Below are 15,443 nucleotides of genomic sequence, written 5' to 3'. Positions count from 1 at the left end.
TCAGGCCTTTTCCGCCGGCTCGGTCCGGTTCAGCACCTGAGCGATGGTCTGGCGCACGACGCGGACCTTGACGTTTTCGGCGATCTCGACCTCGACCTCGCCATCGTCCTTGACCTTGGACACCTTGCCGATCAGCCCGCCTTGGGTGATCACCTGGTCGCCGCGGCGCAGCGCATCGACCATCGCCTTGTGTTCCTTGGCTTTCTTCTGCTGCGGGCGGATCAGAAGGAAATACATGATCGCGAAGATCAGGATCAGCGGCAGGAACGAGCCGAAGGCGCCGACGGCGCCGCCGCCGGCCGCTTGCGCGAAGGCAGGCGTTGCAAACATATGGAAAATCCCCGTGTCCGAAGGGCGAACGGGCCGCCCGGTTTTCAGTCGCGGCGCACCCTATCCGTGGGTCTTCTGCTTGGCAAGGCGCTGCGCCGGGGCTTCAAATGGCGGCGCGAAGCAGGCATATCAAGGGCCATGCGACCTCCGATCCGCCCGCGTGCCGTGCTGCCCCTTCTCCTTGCCGTCGCGCTGGGGGCTGCGGCCCTGCCCGCTGCCCATGCCGCGGGCGCCCGGGACCGGGATCGCAACCGGGCCGAGCCGCTGGCCGAGGCGCAGCACCGCGCCTGGCGCGCCATCGGCCGGGTCAACGTGGCGGGCTTCGACACGGGAGGCTTCTGCACCGGCACGCTGATCGCGCCCGACCGGGTGCTGACCGCGGCCCATTGCCTTTACGCGCTCCGGGGCGGCACGAAGGCCCAGCCCGGTCAGGTGCATTTCCTCGCGGGCTGGTACAAGGGCACCTATGCCGCCCACCGCACCGCCAGCGCGATCCTGTCGAACCCGGGCTTTCATCCGGGAAAGAAACCGGATTCCCGCAGCTTGCGCGCCGATGTTGCGATCCTGGTTCTGGAAGTGCCGATCACGGACATCCCGCCCCTGCAGGTCGCCACGCCCGATCTGGTCGGCCCGAGCGTGACCGTGATCGGCTATCGCCGCGACCGGCTGAACGCCCTGACTCGGGTCGCGGATTGCCGGGTAGTGGTCCAGAGCCCCGGCATGGCCGGCCTCGGCTGCCCGGTCGTTCAGGGCACCTCGGGCGCCCCGGTTCTACAGCGCGAGGGGTCGCGCTGGTCGGTGGTGGGCGTCGTGTCGGCCTCGGTCAGCGGCGCGGGAGAGATCCACTCGGTCGCCGCCCGCCCCAGCGCCACCTTCCTCGCGGGCCGCTAGGCGCGCCGGACCGGGCCGCGCAAACCGGTTCCCTCACGCGCGCATTCCGGGCAGTCTGCGCTTGGACGCAGGAGAAAGCATCGTGCCCGACAAGCGACCGGACCTGATCGACTGGCTGGGCTATCGCAATCCGCCCGATTTCGCCGCCGCCCGCCGCTTCGGCCGGATCGTCGGCTTTGCGCTTCCGGTTCTCGCCCTGATACTTATCGCCGGGACGCTGATCGCCTTCGTCATCGCCCTGATCGGGCTTGGCGACTTCGCGGCCCCCGAACGCCATTCCGAGGCGATCCGCAATGTCGGCCTCGTGCTCGCGGGCCTCATCGGCGTGCCCTTTCTGGTCTGGCGCTCCATCGTCGCGCAAAAACAGGTGGACGTGGCCGAACAGGGCCTCATCACCGACCGCCTGAACAAGGCGGTCGAGGGGCTGGGCGCTGAAAAGACGGTCAAGCGGCGGCTGACGCATCCGGACGGCTCGACCGAGACCGAAGAGACGACCGAGCCCAATATCGAGGTCCGCATCGGCGCAATTTACGCGCTTGAACGCATCAGCCGCGACAGCGACCGAGACCATGTGAACGTCATGGAGATCCTCTGCGCCTATATCCGGCAGAACGCGCCGGCGTCCAGTGCAAGGAACCCGGAAGATGACGGAATTGCGCCCGTCGAAGACCTGCCCCAAGGTGCGACGCCCCATGAAATCGCAATACACCTGAAGATAGTAGACGAGCGCACTCAAAAGTTGAAAGACTGGGCAGCGAAAATCCCGCAACTACGCAACGACGTCCGAACTGCATTGGAGGTAATCGGTCGCCGTGACAAGGACCGAATTGCTCTCGAACGCTCCCCAGAAACTTATTCCAGCGCACAGACTTCCTATATACTTGACCTGCGCGAAACCAACCTCCAGCGCGCGAACCTCGAAAACTTGGATTTTTCCAAAGCGCTTTTCAATAGGTCACGGATGGAATCTTCAAATCTATTCCGGACAAATATCGCAGAGGCCAGGTTCTACAGGACCCGGATGGATATTGTATCCGCTCCGTTCGCGCGGATGCATCGCGCCGAATTCCAAAAAGCGCATTTGCATGGCGCGAACTTTCTTTTCGCTTTTGCAGACGGAGCCGATTTCTCTGCTTCGAGAATGGAAGCCGCCAATCTGACTCGTGCTAAAATTCAGGGCAGCAACTTCGACGACACACGCCTGACTTGCGCGCACCTTAAGACCTCAGAGACGGATGAAGAAACGTCTTTTGTTAGAACGCTTTTATTTGGAACAGCAGTCAAGTATGCCGACTTCTTAAGAACGCCATTGACGCAAGACCAGATCGACTCGACCTTCGGCGATGGCTCAACGTCTGTTGACAACGTGACGAGGCCCGCGCACTGGCCCGAGCAAGCTCTTGATCCCTCCAGATTCCGCGAGGAACTTCGCAAATGGCGCGCCGATCCGGCCTCTTACGTCCCTCCGCAAGATCGGGCATAACCGCCCCGAGACCAAGACCCAGACCACCCCGAGGACAAGACATGCACGACATCCGCGCCATCCGCGAGACCCCCGACGCTTTCGACGCCGCCCTGGCGCGCCGCGGGCTGGCGCCGGTCTCGCCCGCGATCCTTGCGCTGGACGAATCCCGCCGCGCCAAGATCTCTGCCGCCGAAGAGGCCCAGGCCGCGCGCAACGCCGCCTCTAAGGAGGTCGGCGCCGCCAAGGCCCGGGGCGACGAGGCCGAATTCGAACGCCTGCGCGCGCTGGTGGCCGAGAAGAAGGACGAAATCGCCCGGCTCGATGACGAGGCCAAGGCCGAGGATGCCCGCCTGCGCGAGATGCTGATGGGGCTGCCGAACCTGCCGCTGGCCGATGTGCCCGACGGGCCCGACGAGACCGCCAATGTCGAGCGGCACCGCTGGGGCACACCGCCCGAACTGAGCTTTCCGGCGAAAGAGCATTACCAGTTGCCGGGCGTTGCCGCGGGCATGGATTTCGAAACCGCGGCCAAGCTGTCGGGCGCGCGTTTCGTGGTGCTGAAAGGCGCGGTGGCCCGCATCCACCGGGCGCTGGCGCAGTTCATGCTGGATACCCACGTCACCGAGAACGGGCTGACCGAGGTCAACGCGCCGGTGCTGGTGCGCGAAGAGATGATGTACGGCACCGGCCAGCTGCCGAAATTCGGCGAGGACAGCTATCAGACCCGCGAGGGCTGGTGGCTGATCCCGACCTCGGAAGTGACGCTGACCAACACCGTCAACGACACGCTGCTGGACGAGGCCGACCTGCCCCGCCGGATGACCGCGCATTCGCTTTGCTTCCGGTCCGAGGCGGGCTCGGCGGGGCGCGACACGGCCGGAATGCTGCGCCAGCACCAGTTCGAGAAGGTCGAGATGGTGTCGATTGTGCATCCCGATCAGGGCCTTGATGAGCTGGAACGGATGACGCGCTGTGCCGAGGGGATCCTCGAAAAGCTCGGCCTGCCCTACCGGACGGTCGTGCTGTGCACCGGCGACATGGGCTTCGGCGCGCGGCGCACCCATGACCTCGAGGTCTGGCTGCCGGGACAGGCGACCTATCGCGAGATTTCCTCGGTGTCCTATTGCGGCGACTTCCAGGCGCGGCGGATGAATGCAAGGTTCCGGCCCGCGAGCGGCGGCAAGCCCGATTATGTCCACTCCCTGAACGGGTCCGGCCTTGCGGTCGGGCGCTGCCTGATCGCGGTGCTGGAAAACGGCCAGCGCGAGGACGGCTCGGTCGCCCTGCCCGAGGCGCTCGCCCCCTGGCTCGGCGGCAAGACGCTGCTGACAGTTGAAGGAGAACTGGCATGATCGACCCGGTCAAGGCGGTCCTCGTCTTCGTCGCCACCGTTTTCTTCGTCGCCTCGGCACTGATGCCGGGTGGGTTCTCTGGCTTCGAGCCCTCGCAATTCCCGATCCCGCAGGACCATCCGCCGGTGCAGCCCGCGGGCTATGCCTTCGCGATCTGGAGCGTGATCTATGTCTGGCTGGTGATCTCGGCCGGGTTCGGGCTGTTCCGCCGCGCCCGCGACGGCGCGTGGGAACGTTGCCGCCTGCCCTTGATCCTGTCGCTGGCCCCCGGTGCGGCCTGGATCGGGGTTGCGCAACTTTCGCCGGTCTGGGCGTCGCTGCTGTTGTGGTGGATGGCCGCCATGGCGATCTGGGCGCTGGTCGAGACGCCGCTGATCGACCGCTGGTGGCTGCAGGCGCCGGTCGGGCTTTATGCGGGCTGGCTGACTGCGGCCAGCTGGGTCTCGGTCGGCCTTCTGGGCGCGGGCCATGGCATTGTTTTCGGCGAGACCGCCTGGGCCCTGATCGCGCTTCTGGGCGCGCTCGCGACCGGCGCGGCGGTGCTTTTCCCGCTCGACCGCGCGCCCGCCTATGGCGTGGCATTGATCTGGGGGCTTGGCGGGATCGTCGTCGCGAACCTTTTCAGCGCGCCGCTCGTCGCCATTGCCGCGCTTGCGGGTGCTGTCGTGATCGGCTTTCTCACGGTGCGCGCCGCCACCTGAGGCGTGCCACCCTGACCCCATTGCGCGGCCTGCACCGGTTCATGGGTATTTAGGCCAAGAAGAAGAGACGGTCTGGGCTTCTTCTTGGTTGAAATACCCATGAAGCACCAGACGAAGAAGGACGCCGCCTCCAGGGCGGCGCCGGGCCGGATCAGCTGCCGGACTTCTTCTCAATGTGCTTCCTGAGCCGCGAGGGCGTCTTTTTCTTCTTGGCCCGGAACGGGTTGCGGTCGCCCTGGCCACGGAAGGTCAGCCGGATCGGGGTGCCCGGCATCTCGAAATCCTCGCGCAGACCGTTCACCAGATAGCGGCGATAGCTTTCCGGCAACTTTTCGGGAACCGAGGCCATCACCACGAAGGCCGGCGGCCGGGTCTTGACCTGGGTCATGTAGCGCAGCTTGATCCGGCGCCCGCCGGGCGCGGGCGGCGGGTGCATCTCAAGCATGCCCGCGAGCCAGCGGTTCAGCCGCGCGGTCGGCACCCGGCGGTTCCAGACCGTATAGGCCGAGATCACCGCGTCGTGCAGCCGGTCGAGCCCGCGCCCGGTCAGCGCCGAAACCGTCACCAGCGGCGCGCCGCGCAGCTGCGGCAGAAGCCGGGCGAATTCTTCCTTCAGCGCGATCAGCTTGTCCTGACGATCGGTCTCGAGATCCCATTTGTTGACGGCGATGACGACGGCGCGGCCCTCTCGCTCGGCCAGATCGGCGATCTTGAGGTCCTGCGCCTCGAACGGGATCTGCGCATCGAGCAGCACGACCACGACCTCGGCGAACTTGACCGCCCGGAGCCCGTCCGACACCGACAGCTTTTCCAGCTTGTCCTGGACCTTGGCGCGCTTGCGCATGCCCGCGGTATCGAACAGCCGGACCGGCGTGCCCTGCCAATCCATCGACAGCGAAATCGAATCGCGGGTGATGCCCGCCTCGGGGCCGGTCAGCAGCCGGTCCTCGCCGAGGATCTGGTTGATCAGCGTCGACTTGCCGGCATTGGGGCGCCCGACCACCGCGACCTGCAAAGGGCGCGCTGCGGTCGGCATCCGGACCGGCGCCTCCATGTCCTCGTCGTCATCCTCGTCGGACAGATCGACATCGACCTCGGGCGCGGCCTCGGCATCGAGCCGCGCCTCGGCAGCCTCGATCAGCGGGGCAAGAACGGCATGCAGCTCGGCCATGCCCTCGCCATGTTCGGCCGACAGCCTGAGCGGTTCGCCCAGCCCCAGCGCATAGGCCTCAAGGAATCCTGCATCGGCGGCGCGGCCCTCGGACTTGTTGGCCCCGAGGATCACATGGGCGGATTTCTTGCGCAGGATGTCGGCAAAGACCTCGTCGGCAGCCAGAACGCCCGCCCGCGCGTCGATCATGAACAGACAGGCATCGGCCATGCCCACCGCGCGCTCGGTCAGCTTGCGCATCCGGCCCTGCAGGCTTTCGTCGGTCGCCTCTTCCAGCCCGGCCGTGTCGACCACGGTAAAGCGCAGATCGCCCAGCCGCGCCTCGCCCTCGCGCAGGTCGCGGGTCACGCCGGGCTGGTCGTCGACCAGCGCCAGGCGCTTGCCCACCAGACGGTTGAACAGCGTCGACTTGCCGACATTGGGCCGGCCGACGATGGCCAGGGTAAAACTCATGGGTCTCTCCGAACCGGATCAGACCGCCCGCCTACACCATCCGGCGCCTAGCGGAAAGCCTCGAGTTCCCCGCGCTCGGACAGCACGTAAAGCGTGCCGCCCGCCACGACCGGCCGCGAGGCGGCGCCGCCGGGCAGGTCGATTTCCGCCAGCACCGCTCCCGACGCCGGGTCAAAGCCCCGAAGCCAGCCGTCATCCGAGGCGACCCAGATCCGCCCGCCCGCGAGGATCGGCCCGTAATGGGCATAGACGGCCTTGCGTTTCTTGGGTTTCTTCTTGGTGAAATAGGGCAGGTCCACCGACCAGATCCGGCTGCCGTCGCGGGCGTCGAGCCGCACCAGCTTGTCCTGATCGGTCATGAAGAACACCGAGCCGCCCACCGGCAGCATCGCGCCATAGGCGCCGTCCTCGGCGGTCCAGATCCGTTCGCCCGAATTGACGTCGAGCGCGACCGAGCGGCCCGACTGGTTGCCCGCGAAAAGCACGTTGCCCGCGACCACAGGATCGCCGGTGATGTCGGTCACCGAGGCATAGACCGCGCCGCGGCGCTGACCGGCGACCGCCGCGCCCCAGACGCGCACCCCGCTTTGGCGCAGGGCCGCGACCAGATCGGCCGAGCTGAACGGGAAGATCGCCAGCCGGTCGGTGACCGCAGGCGCGGCGCCCCCCAGCATTCCGGCGGGCGCGGGCGTGCCCGGGATCTGCCATTGCACCCGGCCGTCGGCGGCCGAAATGGCCCAGGCACGGTTGTCGCGGCTGACGAAATAGACGATGCCGTCGCGATAGGCGGGCGGACCCGAAATCGCGGCATCGGCCTTCTGGGTCCAGAGCTCGGCCCCGGTCGCGGGATCGAGCGCGATCAGCGTGCCATAGCCCGTGGTGGCGAAAAGCCGCCCGTCGCCATAGGCGAGCCCGCCGCCGCTGACATCCTTGCCGCGCTTGCCCTCGGGCCGCAGGTCGGCCTTCCACAGAAGCTTGCCGTCGGCCGAGACCGCCGCGGCCTGGCTGCGCGCGTCGAGCGTGTAGATCACGCCGCCTGCCACCACCGGCGGCGCCGTGATCCGGTAGCGGCGGCTGTTGCCCGCCCCGATCGAGGTCGACCAGATCCGCGCTGGCGTGGCCGAAAGCGCCGCATGGGGCGTCAGGTGTTCCGGGTTGCCGCCCAGTTGCGGCATGTCGGCCACCGCCTGCGGGGCCGGCAGCGCGATGTCGCGCGCCTCGGGCAGCTCGGGCTGCACCGTCTCGAGGCCCAGCGCCTCGCGCACGCCCAGCCGCTCACCCTGCAGGATCTCTTCCTTGTCGCCGCACCCCGCGACGAGGGCGACCAGCGCCAAGACGCTCGTTACATGGCCGAATTTCACTGTCGCTGTCCCCTCGATCCTGGGCTCGTCCCGTCTGGCCGCCCGGCCGCCTGCGCCCGCATCAGCCGGCGTCCGGCGATCCGCCGAGCGCCACAATCAACCGACTGGCGCGCTGACGCAAGTCCGCGCTGGCCTCGGCATCGTCAAGCAGGCCGCGCAGCCGATCCAGCGCCGCCTCGGTGCGGTCCGCGTCGATCTCGGCATAGGCCATCTGTTCCAGTGCCAGCGTCCGGAACGGCCGTCCCGGCGCCGCAAGCGGCTCGAGCGCGGCCAGCCGCGCCTCGGGCGCCATGTCGCTGCCCCGCATGAGAACAAGCTTCAGCGCCGCCAGATCCGACAGATAAGGCGGCAGGGAGGCATCGGCGGCAATGGCATCGAGCCGCTCGGTCGCGGCGATCCGCCCGGCGGCATCCGGCGCCTCGGCGGCGGCCAGAAGCGCCACCAGCGCCCCGGCCGGGCCGTCGGCACCGATCCGGCCCAGCGCCTCGGCGCGGGCCGCCGCATCGCGGATCTCGATCGCATCGAGAATGCTGTCGCCCAGTGCCTGCGCGGCGGCCTCCTGCCGGGCGATGCTCCATTCGCGCCAGGCGGCGGCGCCCACCAGTCCGACGATGATCAGGGCCGCGAGCCAGCCATAGCGGCGCATCCAGGCGAACAGGCGGTCGCGGCGGACCTCGTCGGTCACTTCCTGGATGAAACTGTCGGGATTGGTCATGGGCGTCTCGGCGGTCCGGCTGCTTGGGCTCTGCTGGCGCCCGTCTTAGCGCAGCGCTTGCCCCTTTGCAAAGCCCCGCGACCATGGCCGCCGCACGGCGCCGGAACGCTTGTACGCCCTGCCCGTTTGATCGTACCATCGCGGCATGGGTCAGGGCGGCCGGTCCGGGCTCGTCCCGCGCCGCCCCGCCTTGCCGGGACGACAGCGACCGGCCCCAAAGCGCGCGACGAGAAAGGCAAGGCAGTCCATGCGTTGGATCTCGATGCTCACCGCCCTGCTGGTGACGGTCAGCTTTTACCTGCTGATGATGGAACGGGACCGCGTGATGGTCTTTGCCGGGGTGGAACCCGCCCCAGCGCCAGCCGCAGATACCGGCGCCTCCGGACCGCAAAAAGTGTCGGTCGTTGTCCAGCGCAGCACGGCACAGCAGGTTCAGGGCGGCGTCCGGCTGCGCGGCGAGACCGAGGCCGCGCGCAGCGTCGAGGTGCTGGCCGAGACCGACGGCCGGGTGATCTCGGAGCCCCTCAAGAAAGGCAGTGCGGTCGCGGCCGGGCAGACCCTGTGCCGGATCGAACCGGGCACGCGGCCCTCGGCACTGGCCCAGGCCCGGGCGGTGCTGGCCGAATCCCGCGCCCGCCTGCCCGAGGCCCGCGCCGCCGTCGCCCAGGCCCGCGCCCAGCTGGAAGAGGCCCGGATCAACGACCGCGCCGCCCGGCGGCTGTCGCAAGAGGGCTACGCCTCGGACACGAGGGTCGCCGGCACCGCCGCCGCGGTCTCGACCGCCGAGGCGGCGGTGGCCTCGGCCACAGCCGGGCTCGAGGCCGTCGAGACCACACGCAAGACCGCCGAGGCCCAGATCGCCGCCGCCGAGATCGAGATCGGGCGGCTGACCATCGCGGCCCCCTTCGCGGGCATGCTGGACGAGGACACCGCAGAGCTGGGCACGCTGATGCAGCCCGGCTTGCTCTGCGCCAAGGTCATCGCGCTCGATCCGATCCGGCTGGTGGGCGCGGTGCCCGAAACCGAGGTCGACAAGATCCGCGTCGGCGCGCCCGCCGGGGGCAGGCTGCTCTCGGGGCGGGAGATCGCGGGCCGCGTCACCTTCGTCGCGCGCACGACCGACCCCGCCACCCGCACCTTCCGCGTCGAGGTCGAGGCCCCCAATGCCGACGGGGCGATCCGCGCCGGGCAAAGCGTCGAGATCGGGATCGCCGGCCCCGCCCGCAGCGGCCATCTGGTGCCGCCCTCGGCGCTGACGCTGGACGATGCCGGGCGGCTGGGACTGCGCTATGCAGATGAAACCGGCCATGCCCGCTTTGCGCCCGTCGAGGTGATCCGCGACGCCCCAGAAGGCATCTGGGTCGCGGGCCTGCCCGACAGCGCCGATGTGATCGTGGTCGGGCAGGAATTCGTGTCGGACGGCACCCCGGTCGAGGTCAGCTATCGCGAGACGCCGCAATGACCGGTCTTGTCGACTGGGCCGCCGCGCGGGCGCGCATGGTCGTGGCTTTCGTGCTGATGTCGCTGGTCGCGGGCGCGCTCGCCTATATCGAGCTGCCCAAGGAGGGCGAGCCCGATATCGAGATCCCGGCGCTGTTCATCTCGGTCCCCTTCCCCGGCATCTCGGCCGAGGATGCGGAAAAGCTGCTGATCAAGCCGATGGAAACCGAGCTGTCCGATCTCGACGGGCTCGATTCGATGACCGCGACGGCGCGCGAGAACTATGCCGGGGTCGCGCTGGAATTCGACTTCGGCTGGGACAAGACCAAGATCCTGGCCGATGTGCGCGACCGGATGAACAAGGCCGAGGCCGATTTTCCCGACGGCTACGAGAAATACACGATCTCCGAGATCAACTTCTCGGAATTTCCGATCCTCGTCGTGAACCTGTCGGGCGAGGTGCCGGAACGGACGCTGGTGCGCGCGGCCAAGGATCTGCAAGACCGGCTCGAAGCGCTCGACCCGGTGCTCGAGGTGTCGATGGCGGGCCAGCGCGACGAGATGCTCGAGGTGATCCTCGATCCGCTGAAGCTCGAATCCTACAACGTGACGGCGCAGGAACTGGTGAATGTCGTCACCGCCAACAACCAGCTGATCGCGGCCGACGAGGTCGAGACGGCGAACGGCGCCTTCGCGGTCAAGATCCCGGCCTCCTTCGACGATCCCTCGGACGTCTACGACCTGCCGGTCAAGGTCAATGGCAACCGGGTGGTGCGGCTGGGCGATCTGGCCGATATCCGGCTGACCTTCGAGGACCGCAGCTCGACCGCGCGCTTCAACGGCGAACCGACGCTGGCGCTGCAGGTGGTCAAGCGCAAGGGCTTCAACATCATCGACACCTCGCGGCTGGTGCGCGAGGAGGTCGACAAGGCCCGCGCCGACTGGGCGCCCGAGCTGCGCCAGGCCATCGTGGTCACGACCTCGAACGACCAGTCGACCAATGTGGAATCGATGGTGCGCCAGCTTGAAGGGTCGGTTCTGACCGCCATCGCGCTGGTGATGGTGGTGGTGCTGGCCTTTCTAGGCACCCGCTCGGCGCTGCTGGTGGGCTTCGCGATCCCGACCTCGTTCCTCTTGTGCTTCGTGCTGCTGGCGATCCTCGACGTCACCGTGTCGAACATCGTCATGTTCGGGCTGATCCTTGCGGTCGGCATGCTGGTCGACGGCGCCATCGTGGTCGTCGAATATGCCGACCGCCGCATCGCCGAGGGCACCGGGCCGATGCATGCCTTCGCCGATGCGGCCAAGCGGATGTTCTGGCCCATCGTCAGTTCGACCGCGACCACGCTTTGCGCCTTCCTGCCGATGCTGTTCTGGCCCGGCGTCGCGGGCGAGTTCATGGGGCTTTTGCCGGTCACGCTGATCTTCGTGCTGTCGGCAAGCCTGGTGGTCGCGCTGGTCTACCTGCCGGTGGTGGGCGGGGTCGCGGGCCGGTTCTCGCGGGTGCTCTGGCGCGTCACCGAGCGACTGAGGCCCGTGCCGAAGGGCTTGCGTCTCGGGCTGATGGCCCTAGCGCTGGCAACGGCCTTCCTCGGCGCGATGCGGATGCTGAACCCGGCCTGGCCCGCACCCGGCCCGGCCAGTTCCGGGCCGCTCGAGATGCTGCCGGGGCTTGTGCTGTTCACGCTGGGCCTGATCGGCTGTTCGCTGGCGGTGAACGCGCTGCGGGACCCGCAGCCCGAGCCGGTCAAGGCGGGCTACCGCCCGACCCTCTTCGGTCGGCTGATCCGCGCCATCGCGGGCAATCCGGTGATGCCGCTGGTCACCGCCGGGGCCGTGATCGCCTTCGTCGCCGGTGTCTTCGTCTATTACGGCAAGCACAATAACGGGGTCGAGTTCTTCGTGAAGACCGAACCCGAACAGGCCATCGTCTATGTCCGGGCACGGGGCAACCTGTCGATCGACGAGAAGGACGCGATGGTGAAAGCGGCCGAGCGCATCGTGCTGGCCGAACCCGGGGTCGAAAACGTGTTTTCATTCGCGGGCGAAGGCGGTCTGAGCCAGAACACGGGTGGCGCACAGCCGCCGCTCGACACCATCGGTCAGGTCCAGATCGAGCTGATGCCCTGGCAGGAGCGCGCCGCCGACCCCGATCTGCATGGCGGCCTGATCCTCGCCCGGATCGAACGCAAGCTGGCCCAGATCCCCGGCATCCGGACCGAGATCCTGAACCTGTCGGATGGCCCCGCCTCAGCCAAGCCGGTGCATCTGCGGCTGAAGGGCGACAATTGGGACGATCTGTCGGCCGCCGCCCAGATCGCCCTCGACCGGTTCGAAGCGACCGAGGGGCTCCGCGACGTCGAGGATACCCGCCCCCTGCCCGGCATCGACTGGCAGGTCGATGTCGATACCGAAGAGGCCGGACGTTTCGGCGCCTCGGCGGTGCTGGCCGGGCAGATGGTCCAGCTGGTCACCCGCGGCATTCTGCTCGACACGATGCGGGTGCCCTCCTCGGACGAGGAAATCGACATCCGCGTGCGCCTGCCCGAACGCGACCGGCTGCTGTCCACGCTCGACACGCTGAAGGTGCGGACCGAGGTCGGGCTGGTGCCGCTGTCGAATTTCGTGACGATCACGCCGGTGCGCAAGATCGGGCGGATCAACCGGGTCGACGGCAAGCGCTATTTCGACGTCAAGGCGGCGGTCGCCGACGGGCTCAAGACAGCCGAGGGCCAGCCGATCAACGCCAACGAGCGGATCGCGACCCTGACCCGCTGGCTCGACACGGGGCCGTTTCCGCAGGGCATCAGCTGGGAATGGACCGGCGATCAGGAGGATCAGGAGGAAAGCACCGCCTTCCTGTCGAAGGCCTTCACCGCGGCGCTGGGGCTGATGTTCATCATCCTGCTGGCGCAGTTCAACAGCTTCTACAATTCGGTGCTGGTGCTGCTGGCGGTGGTGCTGTCCTCGGCGGGCGTGCTGATCGGGATGCTGGTGATGGGCCAGCCCTTCTCGATCATCATGACCGGGACCGGGGTCGTCGCGCTGGCCGGGATCGTCGTGAACAACAACATCGTGCTGATCGACACCTATCAGGACTATGCCCGCTACATGCCGCGGATCGAGGCCATCGTGCGCACCTGCGAGGACCGCATCCGTCCGGTCTTCCTGACCACGGTCACGACCATGGCGGGCTTGCTGTCGATGATGCTGGGAGTCAGCTTCGACTTTGCCAATGGCGGCTATACCCAGGGCAGTCCGGCCTCGCTGTGGTGGACCCAGCTGGCGACGGCGGTGGTCTTCGGGCTGGGCGTGGCGACCGTGCTGACGCTGGTCTTCACGCCCTCGCTGCTGGCATTGCGCGAATGGGTGCGGGCGGGCGCCTACGGATCGGTCCGCCGTCTGGCTGCGCTCAGCGCGGGCCCCGACAGCCGCGCCGCCCGCGACCTCGCCCTGACCCGCGCCGCCGCGCGGCTCGACGCGCCCGAGATCGTCTGGACCGAGGCCCCGGAGCCGCGACAGGCCGACGGCGAATCCAAAGGCAAGCCGGACGGCCTTCGCGCCGCCGAATGACCGCGCTCCCTGCCCCGGCGCGGGGCCATGTGGCGAACCGGGGCGCCATGGGTATTTTTGCCAAGAAGAAGACTGCAGGTGGGAGGGCTCGGCCGGGGTCTGGGTCCGGGCGGATGGTTTGGCGAGGCCCCGCCGAAGCCGGGCGCAGTCACTCGGCGGCGATGTCGTCGTCCTCGCCCGCCTGCTGGCGCTGCCACATGGCGGCATAGCGGCCGCCGCAGGCCAGAAGCGCCTCATGCGTGCCGCGTTCGATCACATGGCCGTCCTCCAGCACCACGATCTCGTCGGCATCGACGATGGTCGACAGCCGGTGCGCGATGGCGATCACCGTGCGGCCCTCGCCCATCGCCTTGAGTTCGGACTGGATGCCCGCCTCGGTCTCGGAATCGAGCGCCGAGGTGGCCTCGTCGAGCAGCAGGATCGGCGGGTTCTTCAGAAGCGTCCGGGCGATGCCCACCCGCTGTTTCTCGCCGCCCGACAGCTTGAGCCCGCGTTCGCCGACCAGCGTCTCATAGCCCTTGGGCAGGGCCGTCACGAAGTCGTGGATCTTGGCGGCGCGGGCCGCTGCCTCGATCTCGGCGGGGCTCGCGTCGGGGCGGCCATAGGCGATGTTGTAAAGGATGGTGTCATTGAACAGAACCGTGTCCTGCGGCACGACGCCGATGGCGCGGTGCAGGCTGTCCTGGGTGACCTCGCGCAGGTCCTGCCCGTCGATGGTCACCGCGCCGCCGGTCACGTCGTAGAAGCGGAAGAGAAGCCGCCCGATGGTGGACTTGCCCGCCCCCGACGGCCCGACGATGGCGACCTTGCGCCCCGCCGGAACGGTGAACGAGACGCCCTGCAGGATCGGTCGCTCGGGCTCGTAGCCGAAGCGCACGTCGCGGAACTCGACCGCGCCGCCCGTCACCTTCAGCGCAGGCGCGCCGGGCCGGTCGGTGACCTCGGCGGGCTGTTCCAGAAGCGCGAACATGTCGCCCATGTCGATCAGGCTTTGCCGGATCTCGCGATAGACCGCGCCGAGAAAGTTCAGCGGCATGGTGATCTGGATCATGTAGGCGTTGACCATGACGAAATCGCCCACCGTCAGCTGGCCCGCCTGCACCCCCATCGCGGCCATGACCATCACCGCGATCATGCCCAGCGTGATGATGAAGGCCTGGCCGAAATTAAGCAGCGCCAGCGAATAGGAGGTCTTGATCGCGGCGTCCTCATAGCCTTCCATCGCGCGGTCGTAACGGTCGGCCTCGCGCGACTCGGCGCCGAAATACTTGACCGTCTCGAAGTTCAGCAGGCTGTCGATGGCCTTCTGGTTGGCGTCGGTGTCCTGGTCGTTCATCCGGCGGCGGATCTTCACCCGCCAGTCGGTGACGACGAAGGTGAACTTGAAATAGACCGCGATCACCGCCGCCACGACGCCGAGATACCACAGATCGAAGGCCAGCGCGAAGACGACGCCCACCATCGCAAGTTCGACGATCAGCGGGCCGATGCTGAACAACAGGAACCGCAGCAGGAACTCGACGCCCTTCACGCCCCGCTCCATCACCCGCGACAGCCCCCCGGTCTTGCGCGAGATGTGATAGCGCAGCGACAGCCGGTGGATATGGGTGAAGGTTTCCAGCGCCAGCCGCCTCAGCGCACGTTGCCCGACCCGGGTGAAGATCGCGTCGCGCAGCTGCTGAAAGCCGGTATTCATCAGCCGCGCCATGCCATAGGCGACGGTCAGACCGACCGCCCCCACGGCCAGCAGCAACGTGTCGTCGCGGGTCTCGCCGGTCAGGCTGTCGACGGCAGCCTTGTAGAGAAAGGGCGTGCCGACCGAAACCACCTTGGCCAGCAGAAGGGCGGCCAGCGCCAGCACGACCCGGCGCTTGACCCAGCCCTGACCCGGGGGCCAGAGATAGGGTGCGACCTTGCGGATCGTGCGCATGCCCTGCTCGCGGTCGAACTGCGACAGGTCAGCGGTTGTGGGGCGTTTGCCACGGCGCATC

Annotated in this window: 11 protein-coding genes; 6 read left to right on the top strand and 5 right to left on the bottom strand. The window is 67.9% G+C overall.

The features are described 5' to 3' along the window. The gene (gene yajC / locus C8N38_RS09685) at positions 1 to 330 is read right to left on the bottom strand and encodes a preprotein translocase subunit YajC (protein WP_108026688.1); all 330 of its coding nucleotides are present in this window, start codon (positions 328 to 330) and stop codon (positions 1 to 3) included. Between the two features lie 138 nt (positions 331 to 468). Between yajC and C8N38_RS09680 the strand changes: the two genes are divergently transcribed. From C8N38_RS09680 to C8N38_RS09665, 4 genes are all read left to right on the top strand, one after another. Next, complete coding sequence (locus C8N38_RS09680; protein ID WP_146176252.1) at positions 469 to 1,221, top strand: trypsin-like serine peptidase; 753 nt, start codon at positions 469 to 471, stop codon at positions 1,219 to 1,221. Positions 1,222 to 1,303: 82 nt separating this feature from the next. Continuing rightward, positions 1,304 to 2,704 (top strand): pentapeptide repeat-containing protein, encoded by a 1,401-nt coding sequence (locus C8N38_RS09675; RefSeq protein ID WP_108026682.1) that lies wholly within the window; start codon positions 1,304 to 1,306, stop codon positions 2,702 to 2,704. A gap of 41 nt (positions 2,705 to 2,745) precedes the next feature. Beyond that, entirely contained in the window at positions 2,746 to 4,038 is a 1,293-nt protein-coding gene (gene serS, locus C8N38_RS09670; RefSeq protein ID WP_108026679.1) for a serine--tRNA ligase, read from the top strand. After that, positions 4,035 to 4,739 (top strand): hypothetical protein, encoded by a 705-nt coding sequence (locus C8N38_RS09665; protein WP_108026676.1) that lies wholly within the window; start codon positions 4,035 to 4,037, stop codon positions 4,737 to 4,739. Before serS ends, C8N38_RS09665 begins: the two co-directional genes overlap by 4 nt. Before the next feature lie 151 nt (positions 4,740 to 4,890). Here C8N38_RS09665 and der read toward each other — a convergent pair whose 3' ends face one another. The 3 genes from der to C8N38_RS09650 form a co-directional block, all read right to left on the bottom strand. Then, positions 4,891 to 6,363 (bottom strand): ribosome biogenesis GTPase Der, encoded by a 1,473-nt coding sequence (gene der, locus C8N38_RS09660; RefSeq protein WP_108026673.1) that lies wholly within the window; start codon positions 6,361 to 6,363, stop codon positions 4,891 to 4,893. Between the two features lie 47 nt (positions 6,364 to 6,410). After that, positions 6,411 to 7,724: a PQQ-like beta-propeller repeat protein gene (locus C8N38_RS09655; RefSeq protein ID WP_108026670.1), complete on the bottom strand. Its 1,314-nt coding sequence runs from the start codon at positions 7,722 to 7,724 to the stop codon at positions 6,411 to 6,413. Positions 7,725 to 7,785: 61 nt separating this feature from the next. Next, complete coding sequence (locus tag C8N38_RS09650; RefSeq protein ID WP_108026667.1) at positions 7,786 to 8,439, bottom strand: tetratricopeptide repeat protein; 654 nt, start codon at positions 8,437 to 8,439, stop codon at positions 7,786 to 7,788. Between the two features lie 247 nt (positions 8,440 to 8,686). Here C8N38_RS09650 and C8N38_RS09645 point away from each other — a divergent pair, with 247 nt between their 5' ends. Further along, positions 8,687 to 9,901, top strand: a complete 1,215-nt coding sequence (locus C8N38_RS09645; RefSeq protein ID WP_108026663.1) for an efflux RND transporter periplasmic adaptor subunit — start codon at positions 8,687 to 8,689, stop codon at positions 9,899 to 9,901. Continuing rightward, entirely contained in the window at positions 9,898 to 13,452 is a 3,555-nt protein-coding gene (locus C8N38_RS09640; RefSeq protein WP_108026660.1) for an efflux RND transporter permease subunit, read from the top strand. Before C8N38_RS09645 ends, C8N38_RS09640 begins: the two co-directional genes overlap by 4 nt. Positions 13,453 to 13,600: 148 nt before the next feature. Here C8N38_RS09640 and C8N38_RS09635 read toward each other — a convergent pair whose 3' ends face one another. Beyond that, the gene (locus tag C8N38_RS09635; RefSeq protein ID WP_108026657.1) at positions 13,601 to 15,442 is read right to left on the bottom strand and encodes an ABCB family ABC transporter ATP-binding protein/permease; all 1,842 of its coding nucleotides are present in this window, start codon (positions 15,440 to 15,442) and stop codon (positions 13,601 to 13,603) included. Position 15,443 lies beyond the last annotated feature (1 nt).

It is taken from the genome of Rhodovulum kholense, from assembly GCF_003053725.1.
Classification (GTDB): Bacteria; Pseudomonadota; Alphaproteobacteria; order Rhodobacterales; family Rhodobacteraceae; genus Rhodovulum; species Rhodovulum kholense.
Note: the sequence above shows the minus strand (reverse complement) of the source record. Positions and strands in the feature narration are given on the sequence as shown.